This window comes from Pseudomonas cerasi, from assembly GCF_900074915.1.
In the GTDB taxonomy this organism is placed as follows: Bacteria; Pseudomonadota; Gammaproteobacteria; order Pseudomonadales; family Pseudomonadaceae; genus Aquipseudomonas; species Aquipseudomonas cerasi.
Genome location: NZ_LT222319.1, coordinates 5,398,286 through 5,420,226 on the forward strand (window position 1 = coordinate 5,398,286; position 21,941 = coordinate 5,420,226).

Here is a 21,941-nt window from a genome sequence, read left to right on the forward strand (position 1 = left end):
TGACGCGACGGGAGACTGTAAGGCGCTTGTAACGCAGACGCCGCAAGGCGCGCCGACATGCGGCGCGCTCAGGCGGGTTAAGTCAGGTAGGTCGGCGGGCGGCCCGGGTAGGGCCGCTGCGACTTCAACGAGTGGCGCCGAGCTCTTGTTGGACGCTGGCGACAGTACGAGGCCAAGGTTTACCAGCCTGAACCTTGGCTGGCAATACCTTGATGGCTGCCAGGGCGGCAGCACGGTCAGGAAAGTTGCCGTACGTCACGACGTACAGCGGCTTGCCCTGTAGGGTTTTCTTGAAATAACGATACTCGCCACCCTGCTCTGCAACGTAGGCCTGAGCCGTCGCTTCGGAGCTGGTGCCGAGGATCTGGACCACGTAGTGACCGGGTGCCTGGCTGCTGTACCAGCTACCGCCGGCAGCCGGTTTGGCCGCCGCCGCTGCCGGTTTTTCAGCAGGCTTGGCAGCAGGAGCCGGAGTCGGGGCAGGCTTGGCTGTTGCGACCTGAGTCTGCGCAGGGGCCGGCTTGGCGGCTGGCGCAGGGGTCGGTGCCGGGATGGACGAGCGAGGCGTCTGTGCTGCGGCCTGACCTGCCGGCACACCCGCTGGCGGCGCCGTAGTGGTGACGGTCGGCGGCTGCGCAGGCGAACCTGTCGGCACTGCGTCTTCGTCGGAATCACTGGACCCGGCAGCCTCGGCCAGAGGACCGCGCATCACCGGCTGAGAGCCATTCATCGGTAGCGGCATCGGCTGGGAGTTACCAGCGAATTCGATGGCCGGGCTGCCGTTATTCGATTGTTGAGCAGTTGGCTTGCCTTCACCCAGCGGCAGTTGCGCCTGAGCGGAAGCCGGGGCATTGGCAGGTGTACCCGTCTTGTCGCCGCGACCCGGGATCAGCACGGCTGCTGCCACGGCCACTATGACAACGGCACCCAAGGCCAATACGTGTTTTTTCGGCATTTTGAACCCCACACTTGGACGCTTGACCGCGGAACGACTCGCGATCATCGCCTCGATCATTGAATCGCGGGCTACCTGGTTGATTGCGCCAGGCCAGCCATCGGACTGTTCATGAATATCGGTGATCTGGTCGGCGGTGAACAACGCGATTCCCTGCCCTGCACCCTCCAGACGCTGAGCCAGATACTCCCGGGTTTCCTCTTCCGTATAGGGTTGCAGCTCGATGACGTGAAAGCGTTCGCCTTCGACATCACCCTGCAGGTCGGCACACATCTGATCGAGACGATCGAGCAGCGATGGCTCTCCGAACAGGAATACATGCGGACGCCCTTCAGGCGTTCCCGCAGCAAGACCCAGCAACGCTTCGAGCGCCGAATCGCCAAGTTGTTCCGCATCGTCAACCAGCAGGTAGACTTCCTGGCCGGTCAGCCCGAGCTGCACGACCTGCGACAGGATCGACTGCATTTCAGCCTGCGCGACGCTCAGCGCCTGCGCGACCTGCTGCAGCACGCCTGCCGCATCACCTGCTCCGCGCGCAGAAATCACGACACTTTGCACCGACTGCTTGTTGGTGCTCGCCACCAGCGCCTGGCGCAGCAGGGTCTTGCCGCTGCCCTGAGGCCCGGTGACCGCCAGCAGCAGCTGGCTGTAGCGCGCCAGATGATGAAGCTGACCCAGCACAGGCTTGCGTTGGGCAGGAAAGAATTTGAAGCCAGGTACCCGCGCAGCAAAGGGGTCATGACTCAACTGATAATGGCCGAGGAAGGCCTCGTCGGCATGCAAACTAGTCATGGGGTTTCCGTTAACCTCTGAGCTGATCCACCAGGGCGCGATAATCCGCAACCAGAGTGGCCTGTAATACTTCTTTTGGATAATCGTCCGTGATGACCGCTTCACCCATCCGGCGCAACAGCACCAGACGCAGGCGACCGTCGATGACTTTCTTGTCGATCGCCATGTGTTCGAGGAAATTGTCTTCCGTCATGTCCTGCGGTGGCACGACCGGCAGCCCGGCACGCTGAAACAGACGAATGCCGCGATCCCGCTCCTGCGTGCTGATCCAGCCCAGGCGCGAGGACATTTCCAGCGCCATGACCGTACCGGCAGCAACCGCCTCGCCATGCAGCCAGACACCATAGCCCATATGCGTCTCGATGGCGTGCCCGAATGTGTGACCCAGGTTCAATGTCGCACGAACGCCGGACTCGCGCTCATCGGCGCCGACCACCAGCGCCTTGGCGGCGCAGGAACGTTCGATGGCTACGGTCAGCGCCGCCTGGTCCAGGCCGCGCAGTGCATCGACGTGCTCTTCGAGCCAGGTCAGGAAGGGCTCGTCGCAGATCAGGCCATATTTGATGACTTCGGCCAGCCCGGCGGACAGTTCACGCTCGGGCAGGGTATTGAGCGAAGCGGTATCGATCAGCACCACGCTCGGCTGATAGAAGGCACCCACCATGTTCTTGCCCAGCGGATGATTGATACCGGTCTTGCCGCCGACCGATGAGTCCACCTGAGACAGCAGCGTGGTCGGGATCTGGATGAAGTTCACGCCGCGCTGATAACAGGCGGCGGCAAACCCGGCCATGTCGCCGATCACCCCGCCGCCCAGAGCGATGACCGTGGTGCGACGGTCATGGCGGGCGGTCAGCAAGCCATCGAAAATGGTCTGCAGGGTTTCCCAGTTCTTGAACGCCTCGCCATCGGGCAGAACAATCGGCAGAACGTTGTAACCGGCCAGGGTTCGCGTCAGGCGCTCCAGGTACAGAGGTGCCACTGTCGTGTTGGAAACGATAGCCACCTGACGCCCGACGATATGCGGGGTCAGGAGCTCTGACTGATCCAGCAGGCCTTCGCCAATATGGATCGGGTAGCTACGCTCACCAAGCTCGACCTTAAGTGTCTGCATGTGTCCCCACATTGATTACCGATTGGACGGTTTGTGCTTCAGCATCTCATGACGCAAGGCCATGAACCGACGCTGTTTTGCTGGTCGACGAGAATAGCGCATTTTCGCCTGCGCTTTAACGGGGAGGAAGCTCTGCCAGTCGCGCCAGTATCTCGAGAACCACCATTCGGGGAGGCCGCTCATCGGTTTCAATCACGATGTCGGCGATTTCCCGATAGAACGGGTCGCGGATGGCCAGCAGCTCGCTCAGTACCCGGGCAGGATCGGCGGTACGCAGCAAAGGACGATTGCGATCACGCGCGGTGCGCCCCACCTGTTGCTCGATCGAGGCATGCAGATACACCACGCGCCCGCCGGCCCGCAGTGCCTGGCGATTTTCGCCGCGCATGACCGCGCCACCGCCGGTCGCCAGAACCACGCCATCGGCGTCGCACAGTTCGGCAATCATGGCCTGCTCGCGATCACGAAAACCCGGTTCGCCTTCCTTGTCGAAGATCCAGGGAATGTTGGCGCCCGTACGCAGCTCGATTTCCTTGTCGGAATCCTTGAACGGCAGTCGCAATTCTTTGGCAAGCAAACGGCCGATGGTGCTCTTGCCAGCACCCATCGGCCCCACAAGTATTAAATTTCGCACAAAATCAACGACTCACAGAAATCGCCTGGTTGTTCATGATACGCGGAGTCAGAAATACCAACAGCTCGGATTTGGACTCGGATACCACATCGCGCCTGAAAAGCCGGCCAAGATACGGTACATCGCCAAGAAATGGCACTTTATCGACAACTTTACTTTGCGTATTCGAGAACACACCACCGATGACGATGGTTTCGCCGTCGGAAATCAGCACCTTGGCGTTGACCTCGTTTTTCTTGATCGGCGGTACGCCCAGCACCGCATTCAGGTAGTCCGGCTCGTCCTTGGTAACCTTCACTTCCATGATGATGCGGTTGTCCGGCGTGATCTGCGGCGTTACCTCAAGCGACAGGGAGGCCTCCTTGAAGCTCACGGTGGTCGCACCGCTGGAGCTGGATTCCTGATACGGGATCTCCGTACCCTTGAGGATCTTGGCGGTTTCCTTGTCGGAGGTGACCACCTTGGGCTGGGAGACGATTTCACCGTTACCGGTTTTCTCCATGGCACTCAGCTCAAGGTCCAGCAGCGTGTTATTGGTCACGAAGCCCAGGCCGATACCGGTCGTCGCATCAGCGGCGCCCAGGTCCACGAACGGCACGTTGGAGGTAGTACTGCTGCCAGTGTTACCGGCCTCGTCACCGTTATTATCCAGCCCGTAGGTTGTCCATTTGCCGCTGCCGCTGGTGTTGGTAGAACCGCCCCAGCGAACCCCGAGTTGCTTGTTGTAATCGACGTTGGCCTCGACGATGCGCGCCTCGATCATCACCTGGCGTACCGGGATATCCAGTTGCGACACGATACGACGCAGCTCGTCGAGGCGCTCCTGGGTCTGGTAGGCAATGATGTTGTTGGTCCGGTCGTCCACCGTGATCGAACCGCGCTCGTCGGCCTTGGACTCGGCACTGGTCACGGACTGGAACAGCTTGGCGATGTCGGCAGCCTTGGCGTAATTGACTTGCAGCAGCTCACGGCGCAGGGGCGCCAGCTCGGCGATCTGCTTGAGCGACTCCAGCTCCTGACGCTCGCGGGCGGCAATTTCATCGGCTGGCGCAACCAGCAGCACGTTGCCGACCTTGCGCTTGTCCAGGCCCTTGGTTTTCAGCACCAGGTCCAGCGCCTGATCCCATGGCACATTCTGCAGACGCAGGGTGATACCGCCCTGGACCGTATCACTGGCCACCAGATTGAGGTTGGTGAAGTCGGCAATCAGCTGCAGCACCGAACGCACATCAATGTCCTGGAAGTTAAGCGACAGCTTTTCACCGGTGTACACCGGTTTGTCGGCGGCGCGGCGGTCCAGATCCTCATTGGTCAACGGCCGCACACTGATCGTCAGCTTGTTTTCGGTCTGGAACGCCGAGTAGTCGAAGGCGCCCGACGGCTCGATCAAAATGCTGGCCTTGTCACCCGACGCCGAAGCACTGACGAACTGTACCGGCGTGGCGAAGTCCTTGACGTCCAGCCGGACGCGCAGCGGTTCGGGCAGCTGGGTCTTGGCGAAGTCCACGCGGATCTTGCCGCCCTGCTCCTGAATATCCGGGGCAATGCTGGGGTTGCTCAGGTCGATGACCACATTGCCCTCACCCAGCTCGCCACGCTGGAAGTCGACATTGCGGATGGCCTTGACGCCTGCGGGAATGAACGGTTTGGCGGATGCAGGCGTGGGCGGAGGGACCGCGACCCGTTGCGCACCCATTGCGGTGGTCGGTTGGGAAGCTTGCGCGGCGCCGGCACCCTGGCCGATGACCACGAACAGGTTGTTGCCATCGACGCGGGAGCTGTACGGCGAAAGCGTGGTCAGGTTGATGATCACCCGGGTGCGGTCCTGAGCCTGTACCACAACCACACTGCGCGCATTACCGGTGCCCAGGTCACGACTTTTGGTCGCCAACTGGCTGGTAACACCCGGCAGATCCAGCGCAATGCGCGCTGGTTGCGACGTGGTGTAACCGCGCGGTGCCGGCACCGGGGCGTCGAATGCCAGCTTCAGCTCGATGCGGTCACCCGGCAGGGCGGCGACATCCAGGGTCTTGAGGTTGGCAGCCTGGAGAACCGGCGCCAGCACCGCGATGCATAACGACACGCCGATAATCGAGAGAATCCGGGTCATGATCAATTTCCGTTGAGCGCTACTGTGCATACTTGGCCTTGCCCACTTCATGAGCGTTCTTTGAGGGCGATAGTGCGCGGCCTTTCCAGCCACGCCCCCTCTCCATCAGGAACAATTTCGATGACATCAACCTGCGCGTCGCCGATCGACACTACCCGGCCGTTGTTACGCCCCAGATAATCGCCCACCTTGACGCGATGAACACCTCCGGCACCGCGCAGCAGGGCAAACGTCCCCGACTCGTTGCCAATCGTGCCGACCATCTCGAACGACTCGATATTGAAACCTTCAAGAAACTGCCTGACCCGGTGTTCGTCCGGCGCCACCAGCCGTGAACCCTTCTGGCGGTTGAGCAGGTCGATCTTGACCGGCGGCTGGAAAGGACTGCGCAGCGTGGAGGCGTTGTAGGTGAACGCCTCATACGGCCGAAACTTGGGTAAAGGTTCGATGTTGCCACTCGGGCGGGCTCTGGCCTGATCCATGAATTCGGACAGATCGGCAAAATCATTGTCATTACCGCAACCGGCCAGCCCTGCCAGAACCACACTGACGCACAGCAATCGCGCCGCCCTCATTTCTTCAGCCCTTCATCGTTGTAGCGGTAGGTCTTGGCCAGAATGCTCATGCGCAACTTGGTCGGCACTTTGGGATCGACCGGCTTGATCTCGAAATCATGCAGCGTGACGATGCGCGGCAGGCTGGCTACACCGCTGACGAAGGTCGCCAGGTCGTGATAACCACCGACCACGGTGATCTGTATCGGCAGCTCGATGTAGAACTGCTGGACCGCCTCGGGCAGCAGCTTGATTTCCTCGAACTCAAGCCCGCTTCCCAGCCCGGTGCGGGTGATGTCCTCAAGCAGGCCGGGCACTTCGGTGTCGCTGGGCAATTGCCGTAGCAGGGCGCCGAAGGTGTTTTCCATCTCTTCCATCTGCTTCTTGTACGGCTCGAGGTTGGCCGCCTGGAAGGCCTTGTTGGAGAACTGTTCCTTGAGCGTCACCTCGCTGTTCTGAGCACTTTCCAGCTGGGTTTCCAGGTCCTGGATAAAGAAGAAATAGCCCAGTGCGAAAATCATGACCGCAACCAGGAGCCCGGCAATGGCCTTGACCGCTGCGGGCCATGAGCCCAGGTTGTTCAGGTCCAGCTCGCTCAGATCGACCTTGCGCAGCCCTTCCAGCCATTCGGACATATTCATGGCTTGGCTCCTGGAGCAGCGGCAACCGGCGGCTGGGTCTGGCGTACGGTCAGCTGAAAGACATTGGCCTGATCCACGGCACCGGCCGTGGTGGCCTTGACCTCGGTCAGACTCGGCGCTTCCAGCCAGTCAGAGGCTTCAAGATTACGCATCAGGTCGGAAACCCGGTTGTTCGACTCGGCAGCGCCATTGATGGCAATCAGCTTGTCGGTCATTTTGACCTGTGAGTAGTAGACGCCGTCCGGCAGGGTCCGCGCCAGTTGATCGAAGACGCGCCCGGTGATCGGGCGGTTGCCTTGCAGGTCCTGAATGATCTTCATGCGCTCGAGCAGCTGTTTGCGCCGAGCCTTGAGATCACTGATCTCCTTGATGCGGATATCGAGCTGGGCAATCTGCGTCTGCAGAAAGGCATTGCGCGCCATCTGATGCTCGATCGCATTGCTGACGTAACGATCGATCAGAAACAGAATGCCGACTGACACCACCAGCACGCCGACCAGTGCGGTCAGGAAGCGTTTCTTTCGTTCTTCGCGAAGCTCTTCGCGCCACGGTAATAAGTTGATCCGCGCCATCAGTCGAAGCTCCTCAACGCCAGGCCACAGGCGATCATCAGGGCTGGCGCGTCACTGGCCAGGGCCCCGGCATTGACCTTGGCGCTCAGGGCCATGTCGGCAAACGGGTTGGCGACCATGGTCGGAGTGCCGATGCGTCGCTGGATCAGATGCTCCAGCCCTGAAATCGAAGCCGTGCCGCCTGCCAGCATGATGTGATCCACAGAGTTGTATTGACCGGCCGCGAAGAAGAACTGCAGGGAGCGGGAAACCTGCTGCACCAGCGCTTCCTTGAAGGGGTCGAGCACTTCGCTGACGTAGTCGTCGGGCAAGCCGCCCTGCTTCTTGGCAAGCCCGGCTTCCTCCATGGAGAGCCCATAGCGGCGCTGGATTTCGTCAGTCAGCTGGCGCCCGCCAAACAGCTGCTCGCGGGTATAGATGATCCGGCCGTGATGCAGCACGCTCAGGGTGGTCATGGTGGCGCCGATATCGACCACGGCCACCGTCAGTTCGTCATGGCCGTTGCCCAGTTGCGCAGCCAGCAGCCCGAAAGAGCGCTCAAGGGCGTAGGCCTCGACATCGACGACGCGCGCGGTCAGCCCGGCCAGTGCCAGCGCGGCCTCGCGCACTTCAACGTTCTCCTTGCGGCAGGCAGCCAGCAACACCTCGACGCGCTCGGGGTTGCGCACCGAGTAGCCCTGCACTTCGAAATCGATGGCGACTTCTTCCAGCGGATAGGGGATGTACTGATCAGCCTCAAGCTTGAGCTGGTTTTCCATGTCATCGTCGGAAAGACCGGCGTCCATCTCGATGGTCTTGGTGATCACCGCCGAACCGGCCACGGCAACCGCCACGATCTTGACGCTGGTCTTGGCCTTGACGAGTACGCGTGACAACGCCTGCCCGACCCCTTCGAGTTCGGCAATGTTCTTTTCGACGACGGCGTTGGCCGGCAAGGGCTCTACTGCGTAAGACTCGACCTTGTAACGGGTGCCGGAACGACTCAATTCCAGGAGTTTTACCGAGGTGGAGCTAATATCGATCCCTAGAAGGGTGTTGGCCTTCTTACTGAAGAGTTCGAACACAACCTGATTCCTATGAGTTTCCGTCACTTACGGAGTTATTTCGGGCCAACGTCACTGTCGACAGCCTTGACAGTAGCGCAAATCACGCTTGGGGACGAAAAATGCTTATAATGCCCAGCGTTTTTTTCATTTAACAAAGCTTCAAGGCGTGTTCATTTGTAAATGCCTGCGCTTAACCCATTATTTTTTCTGGAAATCCAAAAGCCTTGATACGCCTGCTGAAGTTTTTCTGGTGGTCCCTCGTCGCGGTATTCTGCTCGCTGTTGCTTGGCCTGAGCGGCGCGTTTCTTTACCTGAGCCCGACCCTGCCATCCGTTGACGCGCTGCGAAGCATTCAACTGCAAATCCCCCTGCGCGTGTTCACCAGCGACGGCAAGCTGATTGCCGAGTTCGGTGAAATGCGCCGCACGCCGATTCGCTTCGCGGAAATCCCGCCCAATTTCATCAACGCACTGCTGTCGGCCGAAGACGACAACTTCGCCAACCACTATGGCGTCGACCCGGGCAGCCTGATGCGCGCCGCCACTCAGTTGGTCAAGAGCGGCCATATCCAGTCAGGCGGCAGTACCATCACCATGCAGGTCGCGAAAAACTTCTTCCTGACCAGCGAGCGCAGCTTTTCGCGCAAAACCACCGAGATTCTGTTGGCCTTGCAAATCGAGCGCCAACTTACCAAGGACGAGATTCTCGAGCTGTACGTCAACAAGATTTATCTGGGTAACCGCGCCTATGGGATCGAGGCGGCGGCGCAAGTCTACTATGGCAAGTCGATCCGTGATGTAAGCCTTGCGCAAATGGCCATGATTGCCGGTCTGCCCAAGGCACCGTCACGTTTCAACCCACTGGCCAACCCGACCCGTGCCAAGGAACGTCGCGACTGGATCCTGGGCCGCATGTATCGCCTGGGCAAGATCGACCAAACGGCTTATCAGGCCGCTTTGAATGAGCCGCTCAACGCCAGCTATCACGTGCCGACGCCGGAAGTGAATGCACCGTACATCGCTGAAATGGCGCGGGCTGAAATGGTCGGCCGTTATGGCAGCGAGGCCTATACAGAAGGCTTCCGCGTTACCACCACCGTGCCGAGCGACCTTCAGGAACACGCCAACAAGTCCATTCAGCAGGGCTTGATCGATTACGACCAGCGCCACGGCTACCGTGGTCCGGAAAGCCGCTTCCCGGGCATGACCCGCGCCAACTGGGTACAGGAACTGACCAAGCAGCGCATGATCAACGGCCTCGAGCCCGGCATCGTGACGCAGGTCGACAAGACCGGTCTACGCGTTCTGACCCGCAACGGCGAGAAGGAAGAAACCGTCGACTGGGCCACCATGAAGTGGGCGCGTCCTTACCTGAATACCAACAGCCTGGGCGCCAATCCGAAGCAGCCGGCTGACGTTGCCAAGGTCGGCGACCTCGTTCGTCTGCTGCGCCAGGACGATGGCTCGCTGAAATTCAGTCAAATTCCCGTCGCGCAAAGCGCCCTGGTGTCGCTTGATCCGCAAAACGGTGCCATTCGCGCACTGGTCGGCGGCTTTGCGTTCGAGCAGAGCAACTACAACCGCGCCATGCAGGCCAAACGTCAACCGGGCTCCAGCTTCAAGCCGTTCATCTACAGCGCTGCGCTCGATAACGGTTACACCGCTTCCAGCCTGGTGAACGACGCGCCTATCGTGTTCGTCGACGAATACCTGGACAAGGTATGGCGTCCGAAAAATGACACCAACACCTTTCTTGGGCCGATCCGCCTGCGCGAGGCGCTGTACAAGTCTCGTAACCTGGTATCGATCCGCCTGCTCCAGGCCCTCGGCATCGACAGCACCATCGACTACATCACCCGCTTCGGCTTCTCCAAGCAGGATTTGCCGCGCAACCTGTCGCTGGCACTGGGTACGGCGACGTTGACCCCGATGGAAATCGCCACCGGCTGGGCGACCTTCGCCAACGGCGGTTACAAGGTCAGCCCTTATCTGATCCAGACCATCGAGAACCGTGACGGCCAGACCCTGTTTGTCGCCAACCCGCCAAGCGTCCCGGTCAATGACGTCAATACCGCGCCCAACACCTCGACCTTCGCGGTACATGACAGCCCGAGCGTGGTCACCGGTGAGCCAGGGGCACCTGCTCAGCCTCAGGCGCCCGCAGTGGCAGAGCGTGTGGTCGATGCGCGCACCACGTACATTCTGAACAGCATGCTGCAGGACGTGATCAAGCGCGGCACCGGGCGCCGCGCACTGTCCATGAACAGACCGGACATCGCTGGCAAGACCGGTACCACCAATGATTCCAAGGATGCCTGGTTCTCCGGGTATAACGCGGACTACGTGACCACGGTGTGGAGTGGTTTCGATCAGCCTGAAAGTCTTGGCCGTCACGAATTCGGTGGCACGGTCTCGCTGCCGATCTGGATGGACTACATGAGCGCCGCGCTCAAGGACAAGCCGCCGCATCAGCAGGCCGAACCGCCAGGCATTCTCAGCCTGCGCGTCGACCCATTGAGCGACCGCGCCGCCACGCCAAGCACGCCGAACGCATTCTTCGAGCTGTTCAAAAGCGAAGACACACCGCCAAGCGTCAACGAACTGGGCGGCAGCAGCGCACCGGGCAGCCCGTTGCCGGCAGATGAGTCAGCGCCGATCGATTTGTTCTGATAGCACAGACTTAATGGATCAGTAGATTTTCAGAGGCTGCACAGGCCTCTTCGTGAGCAAGCTCACTCCCACGGATTCGGAGACTTTCAGGACTATCCGAAGCTTTGTGGGAGCGAGCTTGCTCGCGAAGGCGTATTAGTGGGTCAGTAGATTTTCAGCGGCTGCACAGCCCTCTTCGTGAGCAAGCTCACTCCCACGGACTCGGGGACTTTCAGGATGATCCAGGGCTTTGTGAGAGCGAGCTTGCTCGCGAAGGCGTATTAGTGGGTCAGTAGATTTTCAGCGGCTGCACAGGCCTCTTCGTGAGCAAGCTCACTCCCACGGATTCGGGGACTTTCAGGATAATCCGGGGCTATGTGGGAGCGAGCTTGCTCGCGAAGGCGTATTAGTGGTCAGTAGTTTTTCAGCGGCTGCACAGGCCTCTTCGTGAGCAAGCTCACTCCCACGGAGTCGAGGACTTTCAGGATGATCCGGGGCTTTGTGAGAGCGAGCTTGCTCGCGAAGGCGTATTAGTGGGTCAGTAGATTTTCAGCGGCTGCACAGGCCTCTTCGTGAGCAAGCTCACTCCCACGGATTCGGAGACTTTCAGGATAATCCGGGGCTATGTGGGAGCGAGCTTGCTCGCGAAGAGGCTAGTTCAATCCCTGAAAATGCCCCACAAGAGCAGGGCATCCAAGGCATAAAAAAAACCCTGCATCGCTGCAGGGGTTTTTTATTGGGTCAGGGATCAGCCCTTGAACACATCATCCACGCTGGTCAGCGGGTAGTGCTTCGGATACGGCAGGGTGGCAACGCCGCTTTCGATAGCGGCCTTGGCCACTGCATCGGCGATCAGGCCCAGCAGGCGGGTGTCCATTGGCTTCGGAATGATGTACTCACGACCGAATTCCAGTTTGATGCCGCCGTAGGCGTCGCTGACTTCCTGTGGCACAGGCAGCTTGGCCAGTTCGCGCAGGGCGTTGGCCGCGGCGATTTTCATTTCTTCGTTGATGCGCTTGGCGCGAACGTCCAGAGCACCGCGGAAGATGAACGGGAAGCCCAGTACGTTGTTGACTTGGTTCGGGTAGTCCGAACGGCCAGTGGCCATGATCACGTCGCTGCGCGTGGCGTGAGCCAGTTCCGGGGAGATTTCCGGATCAGGGTTCGAGCAGGCGAACACGATCGGGTCCTTGGCCATCAGCTTGAGGTTTTCAGCGCTCAGCAGGTTAGGACCGGACAGGCCTACAAATACGTCAGCGCCATCCAGCGCGTCAGTCAGCGAGCGCTTCTCGGTAGCGTGAGCGAACGCAGCCTTGTACTGGTTAAGGTCGGTACGGCCGGAGTGGACAACGCCAGTACGGTCGACCATGAAGATGTTTTCGATCTTCGCGCCCATGCTCACCAGCAGCTTCATACAGGAGATGGCCGCAGCGCCAGCGCCCAGGCAGACGATCTTCGCCGAATCGAGGGTCTTGCCGACGATTTCCAGCGCGTTGATCATACCGGCAGCAGTCACGATAGCGGTGCCGTGCTGGTCATCGTGGAAAACCGGGATGTCGCACTGTTCGATCAGCGCTTTCTCGATTTCAAAGCACTCAGGCGCCTTGATGTCTTCCAGGTTGATGCCACCGAAGGTGATGGAGATACGTTTTACGGTGTCGATGAAGGCCTGTGGGCTTTCGGAATCGACTTCGATATCGAAAACGTCGATACCGGCGAAGCGCTTGAACAGAACGCCTTTACCTTCCATGACCGGCTTGGAAGCCAACGGACCCAGATCGCCGAGGCCGAGAATCGCGGTGCCATCGGAAATAACTGCTACCAGGTTGCCTTTGCCGGTGTACTTGTAAGCCAGCTCGGGGTCACGGGCAATTTCACGCACGGGTTCAGCAACGCCAGGGCTGTAGGCCAGAGCCAGGTCACGAGCGGTTGCGGTCGGCTTGGTGAGTTCGACGCTCAGCTTCCCCGGACGAGGATTGGCATGGTATTCGAGCGCGGCAGTTTTCAGATCTGACATGTATTGGATTCCGCTTTTTTTACTGTGGGACAGACGGACCGCCGAGGATACGCAAGATGCATAGTCCTAACAAGACTGACCAGTCACTGCTGTCAATAGGCTCGGGCTTAGACTTTACGCTTAGAGACCTGAAACGTGAACACTCGGTCACGCTCGTCAGATCACCGGTTTGAAGGCCGCGTCTAGCGACGTGAAACGTCCAGCATTGCGGGATGGGTCAGTGGCAGCAGCCAGCGAGACTGCCCCGCTTCAAGGCCTCCGCGTCGGGAGCGATCGACGACCCAGCCACGCGCTTCGACCTGCTGCCCTTCGAGGCGCTGGAGCATCGCCGTATCGAAGGCACTCAGGTGGTCAGGCGCGACACGCAAGACCAGCGACCCCTGCAACTCGATCCAGATACCACCGCGGTTGCGCTGCACACGCCTGACCTGACCGGACACAATCGCGAACCCGCTTTTATTCAGCCGGGTCGAGGACTGCACTGGCGAATTACGCCATACACCCAGACGCGCCTGACGTGCCTGACGCTCCGCGCCCTGCTGGCAAGCGACCAGCCTGACATTGGGCGCAACGGCCACCAGATAGCCCAGCCCTTCGCTGAGCAACTGCGCCTCAAGGTTGGCGCCTTTACGGTCATAGACGTTGGCCAGCGTGCGGCCGTAATGATCCTTGCCCTGCTGACCGATACGCAGACCAACCTTGCCGCCGCTTTCATTCACCAGCGCCTGCAAGCGCTTTTTGGCAGCCTCGGCAAACGGTTCGGCAGACCGGCCTTTCCTGCCGGTTTCAGGCGTATTGAGCCCAATCATCCGCACGCTGCGGCCATCGGTCAGCTTCAAGGTGTCGCCGTCGACTACACGCTGTACCTGTGCGAACGGCAACGAGGCAGGCGCCGGGCAGAAGGCCTGCGCGCCGGACACCCAAATCGCAGGCATAAAAAAGACGCCCACAAGGAGCGCCTTTTCAAGCAGTCTGGAGATGCCCATAGGGCAGCCAGTCTTACTTCGCTTTGGTAGCGCCGAACGCACCGAAACGGGATTTGAACTTGTCGACACGGCCGCCAACGTCAAGCGTCTTCTGCTTGCCGGTGTAGAACGGGTGGCACTCGTTGCACACGTCCAGGCTCAGAGGAGCGGCCAGGGTGGAACGGGTCTTGATGACATTGCCGCAGCTGCAGGTAGCGTCAATGGCTTCGTAAACTGGATGGATATCAGCTTTCATCGGTACTTCCTCGGTCTAACGCGCCGCCACTCAACACTATTGTTGAATACCGCACGGAAATAGGCTGCGGATAGTACCAGACAATTGCAACGACGCAAGCGAACCTTCACACCGGTCGTCTGCTAAGATCGCGCCTCCGTCATCACTTATCACCACAGGGAAACACCGCGTGCCCGACGCCATCCTGCGCCTTGCCCTGCCCTCGCCGCTTCGCCGCCTGTTCGACTACCGCGCCCCAGCGGGCGTGTCGCGCAGCGCCTTGCAGCCGGGCATGCGTCTGCGAGTGCCGTTCGGACGCCGGGAAATGATCGGCATTCTGGTGGAAGTGGTCGATCACAGCGAAGTGCCCGCCGACAAGCTCAAGCCGGCAATCGCCCTGCTCGACAGCGAAGCGCCGCTGCCACCCGCGCTGTTCAAACTGTGCCTGTGGACCTCGCAGTATTACCAGCACAGCCTCGGAGACACACTGAGCTGGGCCTTGCCGGTGCTGTTGCGTCAGGGCGAACTGGCCGAAAGTCGCCAGGAGCGCTTCTGGCATGTGGCCCCGGGCGCCAGCGTCGACGATCCGCGCATCGCCCGCGCGCCCAAGCAGCGCGAGGCCCTGACCACCCTTGCCCAGCACCCGCACGGGGTGGCGCATCAACTGCTCAGCAAGCTGATGCTCAACAAGGACAGCCTCAACCTGTTGCTGGCCAAGGAACTGGTGTACGTCGAGGTCCGCAGCCATGCACCCAGCGCACGCCATGAGCACTGGCTGGCCCAGCCTGAATTGCCGCTCAACACCGAACAACGCGCCGCTTACGAAGCGATCCGCGCCGGGTTCGACAGCTTTCATGCGTTCCTGCTGGCCGGCGTCACTGGCAGCGGCAAGACCGAAGTCTATCTGCAACTGATCCGCGAGACCCTCGAAGCGGGCAAGCAGGCGCTGGTGCTGATCCCGGAAATCAACCTCGGCCCGCAGACCCTGGCGCGCTTCGAGCAGCGCTTCAATGCGCGCATTGCGCTGGTCCACTCGGCGGTCAACGACCGCGAACGGCTGGATGCCTGGCTGGCGGCTCGCGATGGCGAGGCGGACATCATCATCGGCACGCGTTCGGCGCTGTTCACGCCGATGAAAAACCCCGGGCTGATCATCATCGACGAGGAACACGACGGCTCCTATAAACAGCAGGAAGGTCTGCGCTATCACGCCCGCGATCTGGCCTTGGTGCGGGCGCGTCAGGAAAACATTCCGATTGTCCTGGGCTCGGCCACGCCGTCCTTGGAAAGCCTGCATAACGCCTACACCGGCCGCTACGGCCTGCTGCGCCTGAATCAGCGCGCGGGCGGCGCACAGCAGCCGCGTTTCATGCGCCTGGACGTCAAGAGCCGACCGCTGGACAGCGGCATCTCCGGGCCCATGCAGCAGGCCATCGGTCAGACGCTCGCGGCAGGCCAGCAGGTATTGGTATTCCTCAACCGTCGCGGCTTTGCACCCACCTTGCTGTGCCACGACTGCGGGTGGATGTCCGGCTGCCAGCGCTGCGATGCACGCATGACCGTGCACCAGCGCTCGGGCGAACTGCGCTGCCATCACTGCGGGTATGTCGAGCGTGTACCGCGCCAGTGTCCGTCGTGCGGCAAGGTGGATTTGCGCCCGGTAGGCGCCGGCACCGAGCGCGCCGAAGAGCGCCTGGCGATTCTGTTTCCGGACTACCCCGTGCTGCGTGTCGACCGCGACAGCACGTCGCGCAAGGACGCCATGAACCAGCTGTTCACGACGATCCAGCGCGGCCAGCCATGCATTCTGGTCGGCACGCAAATGCTCGCCAAGGGCCATCACTTTCCCCGGGTCACGCTGGTATCGATTCTGGACGCCGACGGCGGGCTGTTTTCCGGCGACTTCCGCGCCAGCGAGCGCATGGCGCAACTGATCGTGCAGGTGGCAGGCCGTGCCGGGCGCGCCGAAGAACCTGGCAAGGTGATCATCCAGACCCACTTGGCCGACCATCCACTGCTGATTCAGCTGACCGAGCAGGGTTATTTCGCCTTTGCCGAACAGGCCTTGAGCGAGCGCCGTTCGGCGGGTCTGCCACCGTTTTCACACCTCGCACTGCTGCGCGCCGAAGCGCACAAGCCGGGACAGGCCGAGGCCTTTCTCGATCAGGCCTGCAGCGATGCGGAGCAACTGGTTGCGCAGATGGCGCTGGGCGGCATTGAGCTGCTGGGCCCGGTTCCGGCACCGATGGAACGCCGCGCCGGACGTTATCGCGCGCAGTTGCTGGTGCAGTCCAGCGCCCGTGCGCCCTTGCATAAATTGCTTGCCACCTGGCTGCTCGCGCTGGAGCAAATGCCCAGCGGCCGGCAGGTCAGATGGTCGCTGGATGTGGATCCTGTGGATCTTTATTAAGTCACGCCGTTGGCAAGCAGGCTTGAGCAACGGATAATGCGGAGTTTTTCCACCCGCGCATCGAAGCGCCACCGCGCTTGCGGTCGAAGAGAGCACCATGAAAGACACGATTCGCCAGCTGATTCAACAAGCCCTGACCCGTCTCGTCACCGAGGGCGTCTTGCCAGAAGGGCTGACGCCGGCGATTCAGGTGGAAAACGCCCGCGACAAGACGCACGGCGACTTCGCCAGCAATATCGCGATGATGCTCGCCAAGCCTGCCGGCATGAAACCGCGCGATCTGGCTGAAAAGCTGATCGCCGCACTGCCGGCCGACGAGCAGGTCAGCAAGGTCGAAATTGCCGGGCCGGGCTTCCTGAACTTCTTCCAGAACACTGCCGCGCTGGCCGCACGCCTCGACGCTGCACTGGCCGACGCGCACCTGTCAGTCCGCAAGGCGGGCGCTGCACAGCGCGTGGTCGTCGATCTGTCGGCACCGAATCTGGCCAAGGAAATGCACGTTGGCCATTTGCGCTCGACCATCATTGGCGACGGCGTGGCGAACGTCCTGACGTTTCTCGGCGACACGGTCATTCGTCAGAACCACGTGGGCGACTGGGGCACCCAGTTCGGCATGCTGCTGGCCTATCTGCAGGAAAAGCCAGCGACCAGCGACGAGCTGTCCGACCTGGAAAACTTCTACCGCGCCGCCAAGCAGCGCTTTGACGAGTCCGAAGAGTTCGCCGAGCGTGCTCGTGGTCTGGTGGTCAAGCTGCAGGCCGGCGATGCCGAGTGCCTGGCGCTGTGGACGCGCTTCAAGGACATCTCGCTGTCGCACTGCCAGGAGACTTACGAGCGCCTTAACGTCAAGCTGACCCCGGCCGACGTGATGGGCGAAAGCGCCTATAACGATGACCTGGCCAATGTGGTCAACGACCTGAAAGCCACAGGCCTGCTGGTCGAGAGCAATGGCGCACAATGCGTGTTCCTCGAAGAATTCCGCACCGCCGATGACACGCCGTTGCCGGTCATCGTGCAGAAGGCCGGTGGCGGTTATCTCTACGCCACCACCGACCTGGCAGCGATCCGCTATCGCAGCAAGGTGCTCAAGGCCGACCGCGTGCTGTATTTCGTCGACCAGCGTCAGGCCCTGCACTTCCAGCAAGTATTCGAAGTGGCGCGCCGCGCCGGTTTCGTGCATGACGGCATGCAGCTCGAACACATGGGTTTTGGCACCATGAACGGCGCCGATGGCCGCCCGTTCAAGACCCGCGATGGCGGCACGGTCAAGCTCATCGACCTGCTCGATGAAGCCGAAGAGCGCGCCTACACCCTGGTCAAGGAAAAGAACCCGGAAGTCGCTGAAGCAGAATTGCGCAGCATTGCCAAGGCCGTGGGCATCAGTGCGGTGAAATACGCCGACCTGTCCAAGCACCGCGCCAGCGATTACAGCTTCAACTTCGATCAGATGCTCAGTTTCGAGGGCAACACCGCGCCCTACCTGCTGTACGCCTACACCCGTGTGGCGGGCGTGTTCCGCAAGCTGGGCAGCGCGTTTGACGCCAGCAAGGGCCAGATTGTCCTCGCAGCGCCGCAGGAACAGGAACTGGCCGCACGTCTGGCGCAATTCACCGAAACACTGAACAACGTCGCAGAAAAAGGCACACCGCACGTACTTTGTGCTTACCTGTATGACCTTGCGGGTCTGTTTTCGAGCTTTTATGAAAACTGCCCGATCCTTGGTGCGGAAAATCCCGATCAGCAGCAAAGCCGTCTGCGTCTGGCTGCCCTGACCGGCCGCACCCTCAAGCAAGGCCTGGACCTGTTGGGTCTGGAAACTCTGGAGCGTATGTAAGTTGGCAGTTGCGAAGAAGAAACCGGCACCCAAGCGGGGCGCCAGCCGTTATCAGGCACCCGCGAAGAAGCCGATTCCAGGATGGTTGTGGCTGGCGATTGGCTTGACCGTGGGCGCATTCGTGGTCTTTCTGATGAAGCTTGAACCGGGCGGCGAAGACGTCAAGCGGGTCAAGGCGGACGCCAAGGCCGCGAAGATCGCCGAGGCGAACAAGACACCACCGAGCCCTACGGCGCCGGTCAAACCCAAGTACGACTTCTATACATTGCTGCCGGAATCGGAAGTGATCGTGCCGAACGAAGCCGTGCCGGAGAAGACCCCGCCGCCAGTGGCACCGACAGCACCGGTCTCGCCGGAACAGGCAGCCAAGATCGACACGGCACGTGCCCAGGCAGCCCTCAGCGGCTTGACGCCTCCGCCAGCGCCACCGGTTGCGACCACCAAGCCGGCCGCGGTGACGACGTTCTTCCTGCAGGCGGGCTCGTTCCGCAAACAGGCTGACGCCGAGAAGGTTCGTGCGCAAATCATCCTGCTGGGCCAGACCTCTACCGTCGAGTCGGGCACCGTCAAGGATGAAACCTGGTACCGCGTACTGGTCGGCCCGTTCAGCAACCGCGAACAACTGACCACCGCCCAGAAACAACTGGCAAGCGGCGGATTTAGTAACCTGTTGTTGCAACAGCGTCAGAGCCGCTAGCTGAAACAGAGCGCGCAAAGCGCTCTGCGCTATAGGTGGGAGTGAGCTTGCTCACGAAGAGGCCGTTACAACTGCCGGAGATTTATGCCTCCGGCAGTCAGCTGCCAGTTATCCCCGCTGTTCATCCTCAAGGTTGAAATACTCACCCACACCCCCATATGAGTTTGCATCAGGGCATTTTCGCCCCGCAGTGTGGAGACTCTCCCTTGACCACCATCGTTTCAGTGCGCCGCCACGGTAAAGTCGTCATGGCTGGCGACGGCCAGGTTTCTCTGGGCAACACCGTCATGAAAGGCAACGCCAAAAAGGTACGCCGCCTGTATCACGGTGAAGTGATCGCCGGCTTCGCTGGCGCGACCGCCGATGCATTCACGCTGTTCGAACGCTTCGAGGCCCAACTGGAAAAACACCAGGGGCATCTGGTTCGTGCAGCCGTCGAACTGGCCAAGGACTGGCGCACCGATCGCTCACTGAGCCGTCTTGAAGCCATGCTGGCCGTCGCCAACAAGGACGCCTCGCTGATCATCACCGGCAACGGTGACGTGGTCGAGCCCGAGGACGGCCTGATCGCCATGGGCTCCGGCGGCGCATTCGCTCAGGCCGCAGCACGCGCCCTGCTGCTCAAGACCGACCTGTCGGCCCGCGAAATTGCCGAGACTTCCCTGCATATCGCCGGCGACATCTGCGTGTTCACCAACCACAACATCACCATTGAGGAGCAGGACCTCGCTGGCTAAGCCGCTGCCGGGCCGCACACCCTGTGGCCCCACCGACTTGCCCGCAACAGAGGACCGTGAATAACCATGTCAATGACTCCCCGCGAAATCGTCCATGAACTCAATCGCCATATCATCGGCCAGGACGATGCCAAGCGCGCCGTGGCCATTGCCCTGCGCAATCGCTGGCGCCGCATGCAGTTGCCTGAAGAACTGCGTGTCGAAGTAACCCCCAAGAACATTCTGATGATCGGCCCGACCGGTGTCGGGAAGACCGAAATCGCCCGTCGTCTGGCCAAGCTCGCCAACGCACCGTTCATCAAGGTCGAAGCTACCAAATTCACCGAAGTGGGTTATGTGGGTCGTGATGTAGAGTCGATCATCCGTGATCTGGCCGATGCTGCGATCAAGCTGCTGCGCGAACAGGAAATCGTCAAGGTGCGTCACCGCGCCGAAGATGCCGCTGAAGAGCGCATTCTCGACGCCCTGCTGCCACCGGCCCGGGTCGGCTTCAACGAAGACCCGGCGCAGAGCAGCGATTCCAATACCCGTCAGCTGTTCCGCAAGCGCCTGCGCGAAGGCCAGCTGGATGACAAGGAAATTGAAATCGAGATCAACGAAGCCGTTGGTGTCGATATCTCCGCGCCGCCTGGCATGGAAGAGATGACCAATCAGTTACAGAGCCTGTTTGCCAACATGGGCAAAGGCAAGACCAAGAGCCGCAAGCTCAAGGTCAAGGAAGCGCTCAAGCTGGTACGCGAAGAAGAAGCTGGCCGTCTGGTCAACGAAGAAGAGCTGAAAGCCAAGGCACTGGAAGCGGTCGAGCAGCACGGCATCGTGTTCATCGACGAAATCGACAAGGTTGCCAAGCGCGGTAATTCGGGCGGTGTCGACGTGTCCCGTGAGGGCGTGCAGCGCGACCTGCTGCCGCTGATCGAAGGTTGCACCGTGAACACCAAACTGGGCATGGTCAAGACCGACCACATCCTGTTTATTGCGTCGGGCGCATTCCATTTGAGCAAACCGAGCGATCTGGTCCCCGAACTGCAGGGCCGCCTGCCGATTCGCGTTGAACTCAAGGCGCTGTCGCCACAGGACTTCGAGCGTATCCTCAGCGAGCCGCATGCATCGTTGACCGAACAGTATCGCGAGCTGCTCAAGACCGAAGGTCTGAAGATCGAGTTCAAGCCTGAAGGCATCAAGCGTCTGGCCGAGATTGCCTGGCAGGTCAACGAGAAGACCGAGAACATCGGTGCCCGCCGCCTGCATACGCTGCTTGAGCGCCTGCTTGAGGAAGTCTCGTTCAGCGCCGGTGACCTGGCCATCAACCCTGACGCAGCGCCGATCGAGATCGACGCGGAATACGTCAATAGTCACCTGGGTGATCTGGCAGAAAACGAAGACCTGTCGCGTTATATTCTCTAAGCCACACGCGGTTGGCATTTCAGGCTGCAAGAGGTTGTTCACTCTTGCAGCCTTTTGCTTCTGCCCGACGCTTAAAACCCGAGACTGCAGCCATGCCCGCTCTGCCCACTGCCATCCAGTTGCACAAGGCCTCCAAGACCCTGACGCTGAAATACGCGCCGGATGAGGAATACCATTTGCCCGCCGAATTTCTGCGGGTGCATTCCCCTTCTGCGGAAGTTCAGGGCCACGGTCGGCCAATCCTGCAATTCGGCAAACTGGGAGTCGGCCTGAGCAAGGTCGAGCCTGCCGGGCAATATGCGCTTAAGCTGACCTTCGATGACGGCCATGACAGCGGCCTGTTTACCTGGGAATACCTGTACGAACTGGCCACACGCCAGGCTTCGCTGTGGGAAGACTACTTGCAGGAGCTTGAGAAAGCCGGCAAATCCCGCGACCCTTCCGAACACGTCATCAAACTGATGCTCTGACCCCGCCTTACAGGTGTCCGCATGAACAGCATCGTGCCGATGCTGGAGCGTTAGGAACGATAGTCGCCCGTAAGAACACCATCGTGCCCATGCTCCGCGTGGGTAT

The 21,941-nt window shown here is 60.6% G+C and carries 18 protein-coding genes; 7 read left to right on the forward strand and 11 right to left on the reverse strand.

Annotated elements, in window-relative coordinates; translation table 11 throughout:
• Window positions 1–124: 124 nt before the first annotated feature.
• From PCPL58_RS26395 to PCPL58_RS26430, 8 genes are all read right to left on the reverse strand, one after another.
• Window positions 125–1,747 carry an SPOR domain-containing protein gene (locus tag PCPL58_RS26395; protein ID WP_058397764.1) on the reverse strand — a complete coding sequence of 541 codons (1,623 nt, stop codon included), beginning with the start codon at window positions 1,745–1,747 and terminating at the stop codon, window positions 125–127.
• 10 nt (window positions 1,748–1,757) lie between these two features.
• Window positions 1,758–2,861 carry a 3-dehydroquinate synthase gene (gene aroB / locus PCPL58_RS26400; protein WP_065350824.1) on the reverse strand — a complete coding sequence of 368 codons (1,104 nt, stop codon included), beginning with the start codon at window positions 2,859–2,861 and terminating at the stop codon, window positions 1,758–1,760.
• A gap of 115 nt (window positions 2,862–2,976) precedes the next feature.
• Entirely contained in the window at window positions 2,977–3,495 is a 519-nt protein-coding gene (aroK, locus tag PCPL58_RS26405) for a shikimate kinase AroK (RefSeq protein WP_003365999.1), read from the reverse strand.
• 4 nt (window positions 3,496–3,499) lie between these two features.
• The gene (gene pilQ, locus PCPL58_RS26410) at window positions 3,500–5,605 is read right to left on the reverse strand and encodes a type IV pilus secretin PilQ (RefSeq protein WP_003432146.1); all 2,106 of its coding nucleotides are present in this window, start codon (window positions 5,603–5,605) and stop codon (window positions 3,500–3,502) included.
• A 47-nt stretch (window positions 5,606–5,652) separates the two neighbouring features.
• A complete protein-coding gene (gene pilP / locus PCPL58_RS26415) occupies window positions 5,653–6,180 on the reverse strand; it encodes a type 4a pilus biogenesis lipoprotein PilP (RefSeq protein WP_003350151.1) in 528 nt (175 codons plus the stop codon).
• Entirely contained in the window at window positions 6,177–6,800 is a 624-nt protein-coding gene (pilO, locus tag PCPL58_RS26420) for a type 4a pilus biogenesis protein PilO (RefSeq protein WP_003432147.1), read from the reverse strand. The genes pilP and pilO overlap by 4 nt, the downstream gene beginning before the upstream one ends.
• Window positions 6,797–7,372: a PilN domain-containing protein gene (locus PCPL58_RS26425; protein ID WP_003365994.1), complete on the reverse strand. Its 576-nt coding sequence runs from the start codon at window positions 7,370–7,372 to the stop codon at window positions 6,797–6,799. Before PCPL58_RS26425 ends, pilO begins: the two co-directional genes overlap by 4 nt.
• On the reverse strand, window positions 7,372–8,436 hold the full coding sequence (locus PCPL58_RS26430; protein ID WP_003365992.1) for a pilus assembly protein PilM: 1,065 nt from the start codon (window positions 8,434–8,436) through the stop codon (window positions 7,372–7,374). The genes PCPL58_RS26425 and PCPL58_RS26430 overlap by 1 nt, the downstream gene beginning before the upstream one ends.
• A gap of 209 nt (window positions 8,437–8,645) precedes the next feature.
• Here PCPL58_RS26430 and PCPL58_RS26435 point away from each other — a divergent pair, with 209 nt between their 5' ends.
• The gene (locus PCPL58_RS26435; protein ID WP_414860623.1) at window positions 8,646–11,087 is read left to right on the forward strand and encodes a penicillin-binding protein 1A; all 2,442 of its coding nucleotides are present in this window, start codon (window positions 8,646–8,648) and stop codon (window positions 11,085–11,087) included.
• 727 nt (window positions 11,088–11,814) lie between these two features.
• Here PCPL58_RS26435 and PCPL58_RS26440 read toward each other — a convergent pair.
• From PCPL58_RS26440 to rpmE, 3 genes are all read right to left on the reverse strand, one after another.
• Window positions 11,815–13,083 carry a malic enzyme-like NAD(P)-binding protein gene (locus tag PCPL58_RS26440; protein WP_003365988.1) on the reverse strand — a complete coding sequence of 423 codons (1,269 nt, stop codon included), beginning with the start codon at window positions 13,081–13,083 and terminating at the stop codon, window positions 11,815–11,817.
• 182 nt (window positions 13,084–13,265) lie between these two features.
• The gene (locus PCPL58_RS26445) at window positions 13,266–14,069 is read right to left on the reverse strand and encodes a thermonuclease family protein (protein ID WP_065350826.1); all 804 of its coding nucleotides are present in this window, start codon (window positions 14,067–14,069) and stop codon (window positions 13,266–13,268) included.
• Between the two features lie 13 nt (window positions 14,070–14,082).
• The gene (gene rpmE, locus PCPL58_RS26450) at window positions 14,083–14,304 is read right to left on the reverse strand and encodes a 50S ribosomal protein L31 (protein ID WP_002551648.1); all 222 of its coding nucleotides are present in this window, start codon (window positions 14,302–14,304) and stop codon (window positions 14,083–14,085) included.
• Between the two features lie 169 nt (window positions 14,305–14,473).
• On the opposite strand from rpmE, the gene PCPL58_RS26455 reads away from it, so the two are divergent.
• From PCPL58_RS26455 to PCPL58_RS26480, 6 genes are all read left to right on the forward strand, one after another.
• Window positions 14,474–16,693: a primosomal protein N' gene (locus PCPL58_RS26455; RefSeq protein WP_003365984.1), complete on the forward strand. Its 2,220-nt coding sequence runs from the start codon at window positions 14,474–14,476 to the stop codon at window positions 16,691–16,693.
• 97 nt (window positions 16,694–16,790) lie between these two features.
• A complete protein-coding gene (gene argS, locus PCPL58_RS26460; protein ID WP_003432149.1) occupies window positions 16,791–18,527 on the forward strand; it encodes an arginine--tRNA ligase in 1,737 nt (578 codons plus the stop codon).
• Between the two features lies 1 nt (window position 18,528).
• Window positions 18,529–19,224, forward strand: coding sequence for an SPOR domain-containing protein (locus tag PCPL58_RS26465; RefSeq protein WP_002551645.1), 696 nt, complete (start codon window positions 18,529–18,531; stop codon window positions 19,222–19,224).
• A 206-nt stretch (window positions 19,225–19,430) separates the two neighbouring features.
• Window positions 19,431–19,961 (forward strand): ATP-dependent protease subunit HslV, encoded by a 531-nt coding sequence (gene hslV, locus PCPL58_RS26470; RefSeq protein WP_003392345.1) that lies wholly within the window; start codon window positions 19,431–19,433, stop codon window positions 19,959–19,961.
• Between the two features lie 66 nt (window positions 19,962–20,027).
• A complete protein-coding gene (gene hslU, locus PCPL58_RS26475; RefSeq protein WP_003365974.1) occupies window positions 20,028–21,365 on the forward strand; it encodes an ATP-dependent protease ATPase subunit HslU in 1,338 nt (445 codons plus the stop codon).
• 92 nt (window positions 21,366–21,457) lie between these two features.
• Entirely contained in the window at window positions 21,458–21,835 is a 378-nt protein-coding gene (locus tag PCPL58_RS26480; RefSeq protein WP_065350827.1) for a gamma-butyrobetaine hydroxylase family protein, read from the forward strand.
• Window positions 21,836–21,941: the final 106 nt, after the last annotated feature.